Origin of the sequence: Bradyrhizobium sp. SZCCHNR1043 (assembly GCF_032489675.1) — a bacterium.
Lineage (GTDB): Bacteria > Pseudomonadota > Alphaproteobacteria > Rhizobiales > Xanthobacteraceae > Bradyrhizobium.
In genome coordinates, this window is record NZ_JAUEYN010000015.1 from 260,137 (window position 1) to 275,800 (window position 15,664).

A 15,664-nucleotide genomic window follows, 5' to 3' on the forward strand; every position below is an offset into this window, starting at 1 on the left:
GGCGTGAAAACTCGTCGTACTGCTTGCTACTTGGAGGAGCCCGGCAGCGTCGTGCCGGTGACCTGCGCGTACATCCGCGCCACCGAGGCGTCGTCGTCGCGGCCCATGCCGGCGGCCGACGTCATCAGGAACATCTGCAGCGCGGCGGCCGAGACGGGCACCGGAAAACGATGGCTGCGCGCCATGTCCTGGATGATGCCGAGATCCTTGACGAAGATCTCGACCGCACTGCGCGGCGTGTAGTCGCCGTCGAGGACGTGCGGCATGCGGTTCTCGAACATCCAGGAATTGCCGGCCGAGGCTGTGATGACCTCATAGACCTTGCGGATGTCGAGGCCCTGCTTGGCGGCAAAGGCGATGGCCTCGCTGGCGGCTGCGATGTGCACGCCGGCGAGCAGCTGGTTGATCATCTTGAACGCGGCGCCCTGCCCGGCCGCATCGCCGAGCTCATAGAGCTTGGCCGCCATCGCATCGAGCGCCGGCCGCGCCTTGGCAAACGCAGCCGCGCTGCCCGAGGCCAGGATCGTCAGCTCGCCCTGCGCGGCGCGCTGCGCGCCGCCGGAGATCGGCGCGTCGAGGTAGTGCCGGCCGGTGGCTTCGAGCTGCTTCGCGAGCCGCCGCGCGACGTCAGGGTCCATGGTCGCGGAGGAGACGAACACGGAGTCCTTCGGCATGGTTTCGGCAGCACCGCCGGGGCCGAACAGGATGGCTTCCGTCTGCGCCGCGTTGACGACGACACTGACCACGATGTCGGCACCTCGCGCCGCCTCGGCCGGGCTCGCCGCGCCTTTGCCGCCGTCGGCGACGAGGCGCGCTACGGCATCCGCCGAGACATCGCATCCGGTCACCTCGAAGCCTGCGCGTTTCAGCGAGGTCGCCATGCCGAATCCCATCGAGCCAAGCCCGATCACGGCGACTTTCAATTGCGATGGCGACGGCATGCGGCAGATCCCTGAAGCGTTTCCTGGTGACGTCCGGTTGCCCCGGACTGCACTCTGGGTATCACGGCTTGGCCGCGTTGCCAAAGCGTGAGACAAAGCGGCCCAAGAGCGAAATGCGAGGAAAATCCCGTGGCGGAAACTGCGATTCGCGAGGCCATCTGCCGGTTCGGCCGCTCGCTGTTCGAGCGCGGGCTGACGCCGGGCTCTTCCGGCAACATCAGCGTGCGGCTCGATGATGGCGGCTGGCTGGTGACGCCGACCAATGCCTCGCTCGGCTTCCTCGATCCGGCCCGTTTGTCGCGGCTCGATGCCGCGGGAAAGCTGGTCTCGGGCGACGCGCCGACCAAGGAGGTGCCGCTGCACACCGCGCTGTACCAGACGCGCAATGCTGCCCGCGCCGTGGTGCATCTGCACTCGACCCATTCGGTCGCGATCTCGATGCTGCCGGACATCGATCCGCGCGCCGCGCTGCCGCCGCTGACACCTTATTATTTAATGCGCTGCGGTCAGACCGCGCTGGTGCCCTATCATCGTCCCGGCGATCCCGCGGTAGCCGATGCCATCAAGGGTCTCGCCGGTAAATACGCCTCGGTGCTGCTCGCCAATCACGGGCCGGTGGTGTCCGGCGATACGTTGGAAGCCGCCGTGTTCGCGATGGAGGAGCTCGAGGAGACCGCAAAGCTGCATCTGCTGCTGCGCGGACTCAACCCGCGTCACCTCTCGCCGCAACAGGTGGACGATCTGGTGAAAGTGTTCGGCCTCGGCCTGCCCGATCACAGCGATCATCACTGATCCCACCGGTCCGGATGGATGGGCATGCAATATCCCGCAACAACGCCAGCCGAGATCGATGCCGCTGTCCGGGTGCTCTATGAGGAGGCCCGCTTCTATCGCTGGTTTCCGATCGCAACCGACTCCTATGACGCGTTCGCCGCCTCCGATCCAATCGCGGTCAGCGAGCTGCGCGACATCGCCGAGCGCATGCTGGTGGCCGCCGCGCAGGCCAGATCGCGGGCACGGCGGGTCTAGCATCCCGCCCGGCCTGCCTGCATGCATGCCGCGGCGCCTGCGCCGCCTTGTCACTGATCAAGCTGCCTTGCCTCCAGACGGCAACGATGCCTAATATTGAGGCAAGATAAGGCTGCGGCAGCAATCACGGGCGGATCGATCGAACAAGGACGGCACCGGCAGCACACCACTGCCGCGGCGCGAGGATGCGCCCCGCTCTTCCACCATCGATTGTAGTCCATCGCTCAGCACGCCCAGAGCACGAAAGGACAAGGGCAAAATGCCTCCACATCGGCGTGGGCGCGGCTGTTTGGCCGGATCGGCGCCCGATCTGAGCGGGCTGCCGCCGGGACCGGGGAATGCCCTTTCGAGCGTTGCATACGCATCTCACCCAACGCGCAATCTTCACGCACTGCCCCGCCCCCACGGCGACCCTTGGCATATCCGTTGCAGACATCAGACGGATCGGATCGCAGCCGCCCGATGGAGCGAGCCGCGATCATGACCGACACGCAACAGGACGACGGAGGGCGGATGGCGGCGGGCGCGAGCTTGGAACTGGTGAGGGTGACGAAGATGTACGGTCACGTCACCGCCGTCGACGCGATCGATCTGCGGATTCCCGCCGGCTCCTATTGCTGCCTGCTCGGTCCGTCCGGCTGCGGCAAGACCTCCACCCTGCGCATGGTCGCCGGCCATGAATCGGCAACATCGGGCGACATCATCGTCGGCGCCAAGAACGTCACCGAGCTGCCGCCCGCCGGGCGCGGCACCGCGATGATGTTCCAGTCCTACGCACTGTTTCCGCATCTCTCGGTGATCGACAACGTGGCGTTTGCGCTGAAGATGAAGGGCGTCGCCAAGCCCGAGCGCCACGCAAAGGCACGCGAGCTGCTCGAGCTGGTGGACATGCAGGGCTATGCCGGCCGCCTGCCGGCGCAGCTCTCCGGCGGACAACAACAGCGCGTGGCGCTGGCGCGCGCATTGATCACCTCGCCGCAGATCCTGCTGCTCGACGAGCCGCTGTCGGCGCTCGACCCGTTCCTGCGCCTGCGCATGCGCGCCGAGCTGAAGCGGCTGCAGCGCGAGCTCGGCCTCACCTTCGTCCATGTCACCCATGGCCAGGACGAGGCCATGGCGCTGTCCGACCTCGTGGTGCTGATGAATGGCGGCCGCATCGAGCAGCAGGGCAGCCCGCGCGAGATCTTCAATCATCCACGCACAGAATTCGCCGCCCGCTTCATCGGTGGCCACAACGTGATCCCGCTGAATGGCGAGACCTTCGCGGTGCGCGTCGACCGCATCCAGCTCAAGGCGCCGAATGCTGCGATCGACGGTCCGGCGGTGTCGGGCACGATCAGCAAGATCGAATATCAGGGCACCTACGTGCTGGTCGCTGTCGCGACCGATAGCGGCCCCGAGATCTCGGCGCAGCTCAGCGACGATCAGTTCGATGCACAGACCCACAGCATCGGCGAGCGCGTCGTCGTCACCTGGAATCCGGCGCTCGCCGATGCGCTGACGACCCGTCCCGCAGCAGCAGCCGCACCGGCCGCTGAGCTGGTCGCCTGATTTCGTTTGCTCGTTTTCCCAAGGAGATGATCATGACCGACCGATCGAAGACAACATCCATCAGCCGCCGCACGCTGCTCAAGGGCGCGGCGGGCGTCGCCGGTCTCGCCGGCTCGGGCACGCTGCTCAGCGCGCCCTATGTCCACGCCGCCGACGCCAAGGTGCTGCGCTATCTCGGCACCGCCGTGAACGAGGGCGACGAGATCTCGAAGAAGTGCCTCGCCGACACCGGCATCAAGATCGAGTACATCACAGCGACGACCGACGACGTGACCAAGCGCGTCATCACCCAGCCGAACTCCTTCGACGTGCTCGACACCGAATACTTCTCGCTGAAGAAGCTGGTGCCGTCCGGCAACATCTTTCCGCTCGATGCGCGCAAGATCAAGGAGTTCGACAACATCACGCCCGTCTTCACCAAGGGCGAGCTGCCGAACGGCAAGAAGATCGGCGGCCAGGGCACCGCGCCGTGGAAGGTGCTCTATCTCGACGGCCCGAACTCCAAGACGTTCTCGGCGACGCCGACCGAGTTCGTCACCTTGATCCCGACCGTGTACAATGCCGATACGCTCGGCATCCGTCCCGACCTGATCAAGCGCCCGATCAACTCCTGGGCCGAGCTGCTCAACCCCGAATTCAAGGGCAAGGCCTCGATCCTCAACATCCCCTCGATCGGCATCATGGACGCCGCCCTCGTCGTCGAGGCGACCGGCCAGTACAAATATGCCGACAAGGGCAACATGACCAAGGCCGAGATCGACCTGACGATGAAGGTCCTGACCGAGGCCAAGAAGGCCGGCCAGTTCCGCGCGTTCTGGAAGGACTTCAACGAGTCCGTCAACCTGATGGCCTCGGGCGAGACCGTGATCCAGTCGATGTGGTCGCCGGCGGTCACCAAGGTGCGGTCGATGGGCATCCCCTGCACCTTCCAGCCGCTCAAGGAAGGCTACCGCTCATGGGCCTCGGGCTTCTGCGTCTCCAAGGCGGTGGCCGGCGGCCCGAAGCTCGACTGGGCCTATGAGTTCGTCAACTGGTACTTGTCCGGCTGGGCCGGCGCCTATCTCAACCGCCAGGGTTACTACTCGGCCGTGCTCTCCACCGCCAAGGCCAACATGACCGAGGACGAGTGGGGCTATTGGATGGAAGGCAAGCCGGCGAAGGCCGACATCAAGGCGCCGGACGGCACCCTGATGGAGAAGGCCGGCGCCGTGCGCGATGGCGGCTCCTACGAGGACCGCATGGGCAACGTCGTGTGCTGGAACGCGGTCATGGACGAGAACGACTACATGGTCCGCAAGTGGAACGAGTTCATCGCCGCCTGATGTGACGATCCCGGCCTGCCGTGCCGTGCTTTCCCGCGCGGCAGGCCTCCTTCTCTCTCTCCCCGCACACACAGGACGACAGGTTGCATCCGTGGCCGTGACGATCGACAATTCGCCTGACAGCGTGGCGCCGGCGGAGAGCGCTTTGCGCAAGATCACCATGCGCTCGATCGCCTGGCTGCAGGCCGGCCCGATGATGCTGGTGTTCGCGCTGTTCTTCCTGTTGCCGCTCGTGCTCGTCGTCGTCGTCAGCGCCTGGGACTACAACGAATATGAGATGATCCCGGCGTTCAGCTTCCGCGGCTACACCGACACGTTCGAGGGCTGCGTCGCCAACCTGCCCGAGCTGTGCACCATCCTGAAGACCTATCTCAAGACGCTGAAGCTGTGCCTCCTGACCTGGGGCCTGACGCTGATGATCGGCTTCTGGGTCGCCTATTTCCTCGCCTTCCACGTTCGCAGCAAGACCTGGCAGATCGTGCTGTCGCTGTTGTGCACGATCCCGTTCTGGACCTCCAACGTCATCAGAATGATCGCCTGGATCCCCCTGCTCGGCCGCAACGGCCTCGTCAACCAGGGCCTGGTCGGCGCAGGATTCGTCAACAAGCCGATCGAATGGCTGCTGTTCTCCGAATTTTCGGTGGTGCTGGCGCTGGTGCACCTGTTCACGTTCTTCATGGTGGTGCCGATCTTCAATTCGATGATCCGCATCGACAAGCGGCTGATCGAGGCCGCCTATGATGCCGGCGCAAGCGGCTGGCAGACGCTGGTCAACATCATCATTCCGCTGTCGAAGCCCGGCATCGTGATCGGCTCGATCTTCGTCATCACCATCGTGATGGGCGACTTCGTCACGATCGGCGTGATGGGCGGCCAGCAGATCGCCTCCGCCGGCAAGATCATCGAAGCGCGGCTGTCAGCGCTGCAATTCCCGGCCGCCGCCGCCAATGCCGTGATCCTGCTCGGTATCACCATCATCATCATCTCCGCGCTGACGCGGATCGTCGACGTGCGCAAGGAGCTCTGAGCCATGGGCGACAAGCGGCCGCGCTCGTTCTACATCCTCGCCTTGTTCTTTTCGGCCTATGTGCTGTTCCTGTACGGGCCGATGATCGCGATCTACATCCTGTCATTCCAGGGGCCTGACGGCGGCCTCACCTTTCCGATGAATGGGGTGTCGCTGACCTGGTTCGGAAAAGTGTTTTCCGGCGGCGGCATCGTCGATATCGGCGCGGCGTTCAAGCGGTCGCTGGCGCTCGGGCTCGTCGTGATGGTGATCACAGTGGTGCTGTCGGTCGCCGCAGGCATGGCCTTCCGCAAGCCGTTCCGCGGCGCCTCGGTGCTGTTCTACACGGCCATCGCCAGCCTGATCATGCCGTCGATCATCACCTCGCTCGGCATAGCGCTCGAATTCCGCCTGATCGACGACTTCGTCAACAAGCATGGCGCCAATGTCGGGCTCGGCTGGCTCGCTGACGGCTATACCACGGCCATGGGCCTGTTCACGTCGGGCCTGGGTGCGCATCTCACCTGGACCTTGCCGTTCGGCCTCCTGATCATGTTCGCGATCTTCAACCGCTTCGACGGCCGGCTGGAGGAAGCCGCACGCGACCTCGGCGCCACGCCCTGGCAGACCTTCCGCCACGTCGTGCTGCCGATCATCCTGCCCAGCGTGGTCGGCATCGGCCTGTTCGGCTTTACGCTGTCCTGGGACGAGCTCGCCCGCTCCAGCCAGGCGATCGGCTCGGTGAATACGCTGCCGCTGGAATTGCAGGGCCTGACAACGACGGTGACCAAGCCCGACATCTACGCGCTGGGCACGCTGACCTCGGCGGTGTCGTTCGTGGTGATCTTCGCCGCGCTGTCGGTGATCCTGGTGCTGCAGGCCCGCCAGCGCCGCCAGGGCTCGGACGCCGGCAAGGGCATGGTGTAAGCTACGACGGATCATAACGCGGCCTCGGTCATTCCGAGGCGGTCTTGCGCTGAAACAATCCATACCTTCTAATCGGCTGGAATCCCCGGATTGCTTCGCTGCGCTCGCAATGACGGCTGTGGTGGGCGCCGTCTCCTCCTCATACTCCGTCATCGCGAGCGCAGCGAAGCGATCCAGGGGCAGCGGAAAAGACTCTGGATAACCTCGCTCCACTCCGGTCGCCCCGGACCTCGTAGCCGATCCGATGAGACAACCCTGCGTCTACATCATGGCGAACAGGCGCAATGGAGCGCTCTATATTGGTGTGACCAGCGACCTGCCTAAACGCGCGTACCAACATCGTGAAGGTCTCGTTCCGGGATTCACCAAGACATACGGGTGCAAGCTGCTCGTCTGGTACGAAGTCCATGAAACGATGGTAGCCGCGATCGAACGCGAGAAACAGATCAAGGCAGGCAGCCGAAAGAAGAAATTGGCACTGATCGAGGCGATCAATCCGCAATGGAATGACTTGTACGATGCTCTGACCTGATTCTTCCGATCGTGATTTCGAAATACCGAGAGAACAAATGCCAGACCTCCTACTGGTCTGGCATTCTGGATTGCTTCGCTCCGCTCGCAATGACGGTCGTGGTGGGCACGGGAGCCCCCACATACTCCGTCATACCGAGCAAAGCGATCCAGGGGGCCGCAGCAAGAACCCTGTATTACCCTTGCTTTGCAGCGGCTCGGCGGCTGCGAAGCACACAGTCGATCACAGCCCCAGATACGCCTTCCGCACATCCTTGTTGCCGCTGATCTCAGCCGCCGTGCCCTGCATCAGGACGCGGCCGGTCTGGAGGATGTAGGCGCGGTCGGCGATCTCCAGGCATTCGGCCATGCGCTGCTCGACGATCAGCACGGTCATGCCGGCATCGCGGATGCGCTTGACGGCCTGGAAGATCTCGTCGACCAGCTTCGGCATGATGCCCTGCGACGGCTCGTCGAGCATCAGGAGCCGCGGCCGCGTCATCAGCGCGCGGCCGATCGCCAGCATCTGCTGCTCGCCGCCGGACAGCGTTTCCGCGCGCTGCTCGAGCCGCTCCGACAGCCGCGGAAACAGCTTGAACACGAAGTCGAGCGGCTCCTCGCGATTGGCCTCGCCGCGATACAGATAGCTGCCGAGCCTCAAATTGTCGCGCACCGAGAGCCGCGGAAACAGCCGGCGGTTCTCCGGCACATAGGCGATGCCCTTGGCGGTGATCAGATGCTGCGCCATGCCGTCGATGCGATTGCCGTCGAAGGTGACAGTGCCCGCACGCGGCCGCTCGGCGCCGGCGATCGACTTCAGCAGCGTCGACTTGCCGGCGCCATTGGCACCGGCGACGCAGACGATCTCGCCCTTGTTGACGTCGATCGAGACGTTCGAGATCGCGACCAGGCCCTGATAGGCGGTGGTGACGTCACGCACCGACAGCATGGCGGTCTCCAAGATAGGCGGAAATGACTTTGGGATCGCGGACGACGTCCGTGGGCTTGCCTTCGATCAGTACCTTGCCGAGATCGAGCACGATGGCGCGGTCGACCAGCGGCATCACGATCTCCATGACGTGCTCGACCATCAGCACCGTGATGCCGGTGTCGCGCACGCGACGCACGAGCTCGACGCCCTTTTGTGACTCGACCGGCGTCAGGCCGGTCAGCACCTCGTCGAGCAGCAGCAGCTTCGGCTCGGTCGCGAGCGCGCGGGCCACTTCCAGCCGCCGCTTCTCCGACGGCACGAGGTCGCTCGCCAGCACGTCGGCACGCGTATCGAGCCCGCAGAAGGCCAGCACGTCATGCGCCTTCCGCCGCGCCTCGCGCATGACAGTGGTGCGCACCAGCGCGCCGACGATGACGTTCTCGATCACCGTCATGCTCTCAAAGCTCTTCACGACCTGGAAGGTGCGGCCGATGCCACGCTGGCAGCGCTCGGCTGCCGGCAGCGCCGTGACGTCCTCGCCGTCGAAGATGATCGCGCCTTCGGTAGGCTTGAACGCGCCGGCAATCAGGTTGAACAAGGTCGACTTGCCGGCGCCGTTCGGCCCGATCAGGCCGACGATCTCGCCGCGCCCGACCGAGATCGAGACGTCGGAGTTCGCCGTCAGGCCCGAGAAGCGCTGGGTGATGTTGCGGGTTTCCAGCAGCGCGGTCATGACGCCACCGCCTCTCGCGCCGGCTGAGCGGCCGGCTTCGGCTTGCGCGAGAACAGGCTGACCAGACCCTGCGGCCGCGCCAACGAGATCGCAACGATTAGGCCGCCATACACGATCAGGTCGACGCCGCGGCCGGAGCCGCCGATGAAGGAGCGGGTCAGCTCGGTCAGCGGGATCAGGATGACCGCGCCCAGCATCGGTCCCCACAAGGTGCCGATGCCGCCGAGCACGGCCGGGAGCGCCATCAAGAGCGAGAACTGGAATCCCATCACGCTTTCAGGATCGATGTAGGACACGAACTGCGCATAGAAGCTGCCGCCGATCGCGACCAGGAAGGCCGAGACGGCCGCTGCGCCCATCTTGGAGTTGAACACGTCGACGCCGAGGCTCTCGGCGGCGACCGGGTTGTCCTTCACCGCGCGCCACCAATAGCCCCACTTCGAATCCTCCAGCCACCAGGTCACGAACCAGGCGACGCAGGCGAGCACGAGCGCAAAGTAGAAGTATGGCAGCTTGGAGCGTGTGAACTGGAACGTCAGCCAGGAGTCGCGCCGCACCGGAATGTCGATGCCGAGCGCCGCACCCGCCCAGTCCCAGTTCTGAAACAGCAGCAGCGTGATCTCGGCGATGACGATGGTCGCGATCACGAAGTAATGGCCGCCGAGCCGGAAGCAGGGATAGCCGAGCGCCATCGCAATGACGGCTGAGATGAGACCGCCGGCGAGCATGCCGAACCACGGCAGCACGCCGAACTTGGTGAACAGGATCGCGGTGGTGTAGGCGCCAAGCCCGAAATACAGCGCGTGTCCCAGCGAGATCTGGCCGCAATAGCCGGACAGGATGTTCCAGCTCTGCGACAGCGCCGCATACATCAGGGTCAGCACCATGATGTTCTGGACGTAGACGTCCTTGACGAACAGCGGCACCGCGGCCGCGACCGCGGCGAGGAAGGCGGCGAGGACGAGGTCGCGCCGGCGGCGTTGGATGAATGCCTTGTCCATCAGATCGATCCGAACAGGCCGCGCGGGCGGATGAAGACGACGAGGAGATAGACGCCGTAGATGCCGACGGTCTTGAGTGACGGCGGCAGGATCAGCGTGGTGATCGCCTCGACCAGGCCGACGACGATGCCGCCGGCAAAGGCGCCAAACACGCTGCCGAAGCCGCCGAGCGCGACCGTCACATAGGCGATGGTCGCGAACGACGCGCCGACATCGGGGAAGACGTAGAAGAAGATCGCCATGACCGCGCCGGCAAGACCGACCAGCGCAGCTCCAAGGCCCCAGCCGAGCGCGAACACCTTGTTCTTGTCGATGCCGACCAGCGCCACCGCGCCGGCATCCTCTCGCGTCGCCTCCAGCGCCCGGCCGAAATCGGTGCGGTGGATGAAGAAATAGAGCCCGGCGAAGGCCGCGATCGCGATCAGCGCACCGACCAGTTGCGGCTGCGGCAGGTAGATCCCCGCGATCGAGATCGTCTTGCCGCCGAGCCAGGAGTGCGGAATGCTGCGATAGTCCGGCGTGAAGAAATACTGCGCGACCCCGCGCATCAGCACCGCGAGCCCGAAGGTGGAGAAGATCTGCACCATGCCGGTATTGGCCTTGGCACGGACCGCGAATCTGACGATCAGCAGATAGACCACGGCCCCGAACACGAACAGAGCGGCGGCGACCAGCGGCGCCGCAAGCAACGGGTCGAGCGCAAAGAACGCGAACAGGAAGAAGGTCGCGTACATCGCGATCATCAGGAACTCGCCATGGGCGAAGTTCACGACGTCCATCAGCCCGAAGATGAGCGCCAGCCCCACGGCGATCAGGCCGTAGAGCAGGCCCATCAAGAGGCCGCTGGCGAGACTTTGGATGATTGTTTCTGCTGTCACAGATCTTGCCCCACTCTCGATGTGACACTTGGTGTCGTCCTGGCGAAAGCCAGGACCCATAACCACGACTGTTTTTGTGGGGCACGACGACGACCAATCATCGTCCAACCACGGCCTCGGAGTATGGGTCCCGGGTCGGCGCCGCCACGCGCTGACGCGCGTCGCGGCTTGCCCGGGACGACACTCGAGGTTGCTACTTCATCGGCCAGGTGGCTTGGGCCACCGCGGCCTGGGTCGGGAAGATGGTGACGAACTTGCCGCCGACATATTGCAGCAGCACCGGATCCGCGTCGTTGTTCTGGCCGCTCTCGTCGAACTTCACGCGCTTCCACGGCATGATGGTCTGCTCGCCCGGCATGTCGGTCGCGGCCAGCGCGTCGCGGATCTTCTCGCCGTCAACAGACTTGGCGCGGTTGATGGCATCGGCCATCACGATCAGGCCCATGAACTGCCGCGAGGAGTAGTCGTTGAAATCCTTGCCCGACTTGGCCTTGAACATGTCGTTGATCTTGCCGACCATCGGCCGCTTGGCGGCGAGATCGAGCGAGAACGAGCCGCGCGAGATCACGCCTTCGAGCTTGTCGCCGACCGCGTCATACAGCGCCTTCTCCGAGAAGCCGGCGTCCTGCGCCACGATCGCATTCGGCTTGTAGCCGAGCTCGGCCATGGTCTTGACCAAGAGGATGCCGTCGGTGGTGTAGCTCGACGGCATCAGCACGTCGGCATTGGCCGCCTTGAGCTGCTGCACCTCGGCCGACAGCGACGGCGAGTTGGCGCGGTACTTGATGTCGGCGACGATCTTGTAGCCGCGCTCATTGGCGAGCTTGAGCTGGGCGTTGCTCGAATCCGTGCCGAAGATCGTGTCCTCGTGGAACAGCGCGAGCGTCTCGATCTTGGTGCCCTTCTTCTTCATCGCATCGAAGAAGTCGAACATCGCCTGCGAGAACATCTCGTCATGCGGCGCGGCGCGGAAATAGTATTTCAAGCCGCGGCGATGCAGGCTCGGCGAGGAGTTGTCGGCGGAGAGATACGGGATCTGGTAGCGCTCGCAGATCTGGCTCGCGGTAACCGCGACGGCACTCTGGTAGGAGCCGATGACGGCTGCGACCTTCTCCTGCGTGATCAGGCGCTCGGCCTCGGCGCGGCCCTTCTGCGGATCCGCCTGATGATCGGCGAACACCAGCTTGATCTTGGCGCCGCCGAGACCCGGCAGACCCTCGGTGCGGGCCAGCGGCAGGTCGTAGTCGTATTTGCCGTTGATGATCTCGGCCGCCGTCTCGAACGCGCGCTGCGCGTCGACGCCGATCTGGGCGCTGGCGCCCGAGAACGGATAGATCACGCCGATCTTCACTTCCGATGTCTGGGCGCGGGCGGCGATCGGACCGAGAGCAGCGGCAGCGGTGGCTCCAAGCAGGACGTTACGGCGCGTAATGGTCATGGCAAGATCCTCTGATGAAAGCGCATCGATGAAGCGGTTGACGTCGGTGGTAAAGGCTCAAAAAGCAGCACAAGCTGGCTGATTAGAGGACGGCGAGATCCTTGTTCCTGAGATCAGTGATCAGCATCAGGCCCGGCGCGTGGGTAATGGCGAAGGGCAGCTTGGCCGCGGCGATGACCGCCTGCGGTGTGACGCCGCAGGCCCAGAAAACAGGGATTTCGTCCGCGGCGACGGGCACCGGATCGCCGTAGTCCGGCGTGTTGAGATCAGCGATGCCGATCTGCTCAGGATGACCGAGATGCACCGGCGCGCCGTGCACCGCGGGAAAGCGCGTCGTGATCTGCACGGCGCGGATCGCCTGCGCCGGCTTGAACGGGCGCATCGACACCACCATCGGCCCCGCGAACGGCCCCGACGGCGTGCAGGCGATGTTGGTGCGGTACATCGGCACGCGACAGCCCTGCTCGATGTGGCGGATCGGCAGACCGTCCGCCATCAGCGCCTCCTCGAACGAGAACGAGCAGCCGAGCACGAAGGTGACGAGGTCGTCGCGCCAGTGCGCAAGCAGATCGGTCGGCTCCTCGACCATCTCGCCATCGCGCCAGACGCGATAGCGCGGCACATCGGTGCGGATGTCGAGGTCGGCGCCGAGCGCCGGAATGAAAGGATTGCCCGGTTCGGACATGCCGATGATCGGACACGGTTTTGGATTGAGCTGGCAGAAGCGGTGGAAGGCGCCAGCGTACGTCTCGGGGATAATCGCCAGATTGCCCTGGACGAAGCCGTTTGCGACCCCCGCCGTGCTCCAGCCCCTGCCGGTGCGATAATCCAGGCGGGCTTGATGGCTCGGGAGAAGTTCACTCCCACCCGCTGATTGCTGCAATGCCGCAGAAACAGTCATTTGTGCCACTTGCCTAATATCTCGACAAACTCACTGAACATCAGCCATGCTATAAAGTCTAATCTTCGTTTTTAATCGGGATCGATAAGACAAATTGATCCGAGCGGGGCGCGATGTTGGATTTCCGTTCCATCGAGACCTTCCTCTGGGTGGTGAAGCTTGGCAGCTTTCGCGGCGCGGCGCAGCGCCTGAACACCACTCAGCCGGCCATTTCCCAGCGGATCGCCCAGCTCGAGCGCGAGCTCGGCGTCAAGCTGCTCAACCGCGACCACCGCGTGGCGTCGCCGACTGCGAGCGGACGGCAGATGCTGGTGTATGCCGAGAAGCTGATCGGCCTGCGCGCGGAGATGCTGGCCGAGGTCGGCGACCGCTCCGCGATGCGCGGCGTGCTTCGGCTCGGCGTCGCCGAGACCATCGTGCACGACTGGCTGCCGCGGCTGATCAAGAGCGTCAACGAGAGCTATCCGAACCTCTCGCTGGAGATCGAGGTCGACGTCACGCCGAACCTGCATGCGCGGCTGCTGGCGCAGGAGATCGAGCTCGCCTTCGCGCTCGGCTCGCCGTCCGCGTCGGGCATCCGCAGCCGCGTGCTGTGCGACTATCCGATCAGCTTCCTGGCCAGCCCCTCTTTGGGTTTCGGCAAAGGCCTGATCACGGCGGAGCAGATGGCACGGTTTCCAATCATCACCTTCCCGCGCAACACCCAGCCCTACGACAATGTGCGCTCGCTCTTCAATCGCCCGCATCTGCCGCCGATGCGTCTGCACGCCAGCGCCTCGCTGGCGACCGTGATCCACATGGCCGTCGAGGGCCTCGGCGTCGCCGTCATTCCCGCGGCGATCGTCGCCAACGAGATCGAGCGCGGACGCCTGCAGGAGTTGAAAACGGACTTGCGGATTCCGCCGCTGACCTTCACGGCGAGCTGGCTGTCATCGCCCGAGATGGTCGCGATCGAGCGCGTCGCCGAGCTCGCAGCCAGGACGGCGCAGACGGCCAGCCATCCGGCGGCATCGGTTGACGCCATCGTCGCGGCGCGCGATGGACAGGATGCCGGAGTACAGGGATTTCAAGCATGAGCCGCGCCGTCACCAATCTGCAGATCGATTCCGCCCGCCTCTGGGACAGCATTCACGAGACCGCCAGGTTTGGCGCGACGCCGAAGGGCGGCGTGCGGCGGCTGACCTTGAGCCAGGAGGACAAGCAGGTCCGCGACTGGTTCCGCAAAGCCTGCGAGGATGCCGGGCTCGACGTGCACGTCGACACGCTCGGCTCGATGTTCGCACTTCGCAAGGGCCGCGACATGTCGAAGCCGCCGGTCGGGCTCGGCTCGCATCTCGACACCCAGCCGACGGGCGGCAAGTTCGACGGCATTCTCGGCACGCTCGGCGCGCTGGAGGTGATCCGCACGCTCAACGACGCCGGCATCGAGACCGACGCGCCGCTCTGCATCGTCAACTGGACCAACGAGGAAGGCTCGCGCTTCGCGCCGGCGATGATGGCGTCGGCCGCCTATGTCGGCGACTTCACGGTCGAGGACATTTTGTCGCGGACAGATGCCGCAGGCATGACCGTGGGCGCGGCGCTGGACGAGATCGGCTATCGCGGCGAGACCAAGGTCGGCACGCAGACATTCTCGGGTTTCGTCGAGCTGCACATCGAGCAGGGTCCGATCCTGGAGGCCGAGAACAAGACCATCGGCGTGGTCGATCACGGCCAGGGCGTGTTCTGGTACGACGGCAAGGTCACCGGCTTCGAGAGCCATGCCGGCTCGACGCCGATGCCGCTGCGCCGCGACGCGCTGCTGGCGCTGTCGGAGTTTGCGCTGACCCTGGAGCAGATCGCGCTCAAGCTCGGGCCGAACGCGGTCGCGACCATCGGCGAGGCCGTGATCGCCAATCCCTCGCGCAACGTCATCCCCGGCGAGATCGCCTTCACCATCGACTGCCGCAGCGCCAACGCCGATACGCTGGACGCACTCGATGCCAGCCTGCGTGCGGCGGCGAGCGAGATTTCCAAGAAGCGCAAAGTCGAGATCGCGATCGACCAGGTCTGGCGCAAGCCGCCGACGCACTTCGATCCCAAGCTGGTCGATGCCGTCGAGCGCGCTGCCGGCACGCTCGGCTATTCGCACCGGCGCATCACGTCGGGAGCGGGCCATGACGCCTGCAATCTCAACACGATCATGCCGGCCGCGATGGTGTTCGTGCCCTGCAAGGATGGCATCAGCCACAACGAGCTCGAGGATGCCACGCAATCCGACTGCGCCGCCGGCGCCAACGTGCTGCTGCACACCGTGCTGTCGCTGGCGGGCGTGGCGTCGTGACGGGCTGATTGCTCTCACTCGCTCCTACTTTAAGTTATCATTCTCCGATCTAAGTCGCGCAGGCACACTGAGCTCCCCTCCCCCTTGCGGGGAGGGGTCGGGGGTGGGGGTCCACAACGGCGGTGTCGCCCGGGGCTACCCCCTCCCCAACCCTCCCCCACAAGGGGGGAGGG

The 15,664-nt window shown here is 64.9% G+C and carries 16 protein-coding genes; 9 read left to right on the plus strand and 7 right to left on the minus strand.

From position 1 onward, the window contains the following. Positions 1-26: 26 nt before the first annotated feature. Positions 27-950: an L-threonate dehydrogenase gene (gene ltnD / locus QX039_RS26180; protein WP_409997724.1), complete on the minus strand. Its 924-nt coding sequence runs from the start codon at positions 948-950 to the stop codon at positions 27-29. A 120-nt stretch (positions 951-1,070) separates the two neighbouring features. Here ltnD and QX039_RS26185 point away from each other — a divergent pair, with 120 nt between their 5' ends. The 7 genes from QX039_RS26185 (at position 1,071) to QX039_RS26215 (ending at position 7,308) form a co-directional block, all read left to right on the plus strand. Continuing rightward, positions 1,071-1,733, plus strand: a complete 663-nt coding sequence (locus QX039_RS26185; protein WP_315737236.1) for an aldolase — start codon at positions 1,071-1,073, stop codon at positions 1,731-1,733. Between the two features lie 24 nt (positions 1,734-1,757). Next, the gene (locus QX039_RS26190; protein ID WP_315737235.1) at positions 1,758-1,970 is read left to right on the plus strand and encodes a hypothetical protein; all 213 of its coding nucleotides are present in this window, start codon (positions 1,758-1,760) and stop codon (positions 1,968-1,970) included. Positions 1,971-2,483: 513 nt separating this feature from the next. Further along, positions 2,484-3,521 (plus strand): ABC transporter ATP-binding protein, encoded by a 1,038-nt coding sequence (locus QX039_RS26195; RefSeq protein ID WP_315737715.1) that lies wholly within the window; start codon positions 2,484-2,486, stop codon positions 3,519-3,521. A gap of 32 nt (positions 3,522-3,553) precedes the next feature. Further along, a complete protein-coding gene (locus QX039_RS26200; RefSeq protein WP_315737234.1) occupies positions 3,554-4,843 on the plus strand; it encodes a PotD/PotF family extracellular solute-binding protein in 1,290 nt (429 codons plus the stop codon). A gap of 91 nt (positions 4,844-4,934) precedes the next feature. Beyond that, positions 4,935-5,870 (plus strand): ABC transporter permease, encoded by a 936-nt coding sequence (locus tag QX039_RS26205; protein WP_315737233.1) that lies wholly within the window; start codon positions 4,935-4,937, stop codon positions 5,868-5,870. A 3-nt stretch (positions 5,871-5,873) separates the two neighbouring features. Next, the gene (locus tag QX039_RS26210; RefSeq protein WP_315737232.1) at positions 5,874-6,776 is read left to right on the plus strand and encodes an ABC transporter permease; all 903 of its coding nucleotides are present in this window, start codon (positions 5,874-5,876) and stop codon (positions 6,774-6,776) included. 244 nt (positions 6,777-7,020) lie between these two features. Beyond that, a complete protein-coding gene (locus QX039_RS26215; RefSeq protein ID WP_315737231.1) occupies positions 7,021-7,308 on the plus strand; it encodes a GIY-YIG nuclease family protein in 288 nt (95 codons plus the stop codon). Positions 7,309-7,530: 222 nt separating this feature from the next. Here the strand turns inward: QX039_RS26215 and QX039_RS26220 are convergent, their stop codons facing one another. The 6 genes from QX039_RS26220 to QX039_RS26245 all read right to left on the minus strand — a co-directional run bounded on the left by QX039_RS26220 (position 7,531) and on the right by QX039_RS26245 (position 13,168). After that, complete coding sequence (locus tag QX039_RS26220) at positions 7,531-8,235, minus strand: ABC transporter ATP-binding protein (protein WP_315737230.1); 705 nt, start codon at positions 8,233-8,235, stop codon at positions 7,531-7,533. Beyond that, complete coding sequence (locus tag QX039_RS26225; RefSeq protein ID WP_315737229.1) at positions 8,219-8,950, minus strand: ABC transporter ATP-binding protein; 732 nt, start codon at positions 8,948-8,950, stop codon at positions 8,219-8,221. Before QX039_RS26225 ends, QX039_RS26220 begins: the two co-directional genes overlap by 17 nt. Beyond that, the gene (locus tag QX039_RS26230) at positions 8,947-9,951 is read right to left on the minus strand and encodes a branched-chain amino acid ABC transporter permease (protein WP_315737228.1); all 1,005 of its coding nucleotides are present in this window, start codon (positions 9,949-9,951) and stop codon (positions 8,947-8,949) included. Before QX039_RS26230 ends, QX039_RS26225 begins: the two co-directional genes overlap by 4 nt. Continuing rightward, positions 9,951-10,829 (minus strand): branched-chain amino acid ABC transporter permease, encoded by an 879-nt coding sequence (locus QX039_RS26235; protein ID WP_315737227.1) that lies wholly within the window; start codon positions 10,827-10,829, stop codon positions 9,951-9,953. Before QX039_RS26235 ends, QX039_RS26230 begins: the two co-directional genes overlap by 1 nt. 193 nt (positions 10,830-11,022) lie before the next feature. Beyond that, entirely contained in the window at positions 11,023-12,267 is a 1,245-nt protein-coding gene (locus QX039_RS26240) for an ABC transporter substrate-binding protein (protein WP_315737226.1), read from the minus strand. Positions 12,268-12,349: 82 nt separating this feature from the next. After that, the gene (locus tag QX039_RS26245) at positions 12,350-13,168 is read right to left on the minus strand and encodes a putative hydro-lyase (protein WP_315737225.1); all 819 of its coding nucleotides are present in this window, start codon (positions 13,166-13,168) and stop codon (positions 12,350-12,352) included. Between the two features lie 113 nt (positions 13,169-13,281). Between QX039_RS26245 and QX039_RS26250 the strand changes: the two genes are divergently transcribed. Continuing rightward, positions 13,282-14,244, plus strand: a complete 963-nt coding sequence (locus tag QX039_RS26250) for a LysR family transcriptional regulator (RefSeq protein ID WP_315737224.1) — start codon at positions 13,282-13,284, stop codon at positions 14,242-14,244. Continuing rightward, positions 14,241-15,491 (plus strand): Zn-dependent hydrolase, encoded by a 1,251-nt coding sequence (locus QX039_RS26255; protein ID WP_315737223.1) that lies wholly within the window; start codon positions 14,241-14,243, stop codon positions 15,489-15,491. Before QX039_RS26250 ends, QX039_RS26255 begins: the two co-directional genes overlap by 4 nt. Positions 15,492-15,664 lie beyond the last annotated feature (173 nt).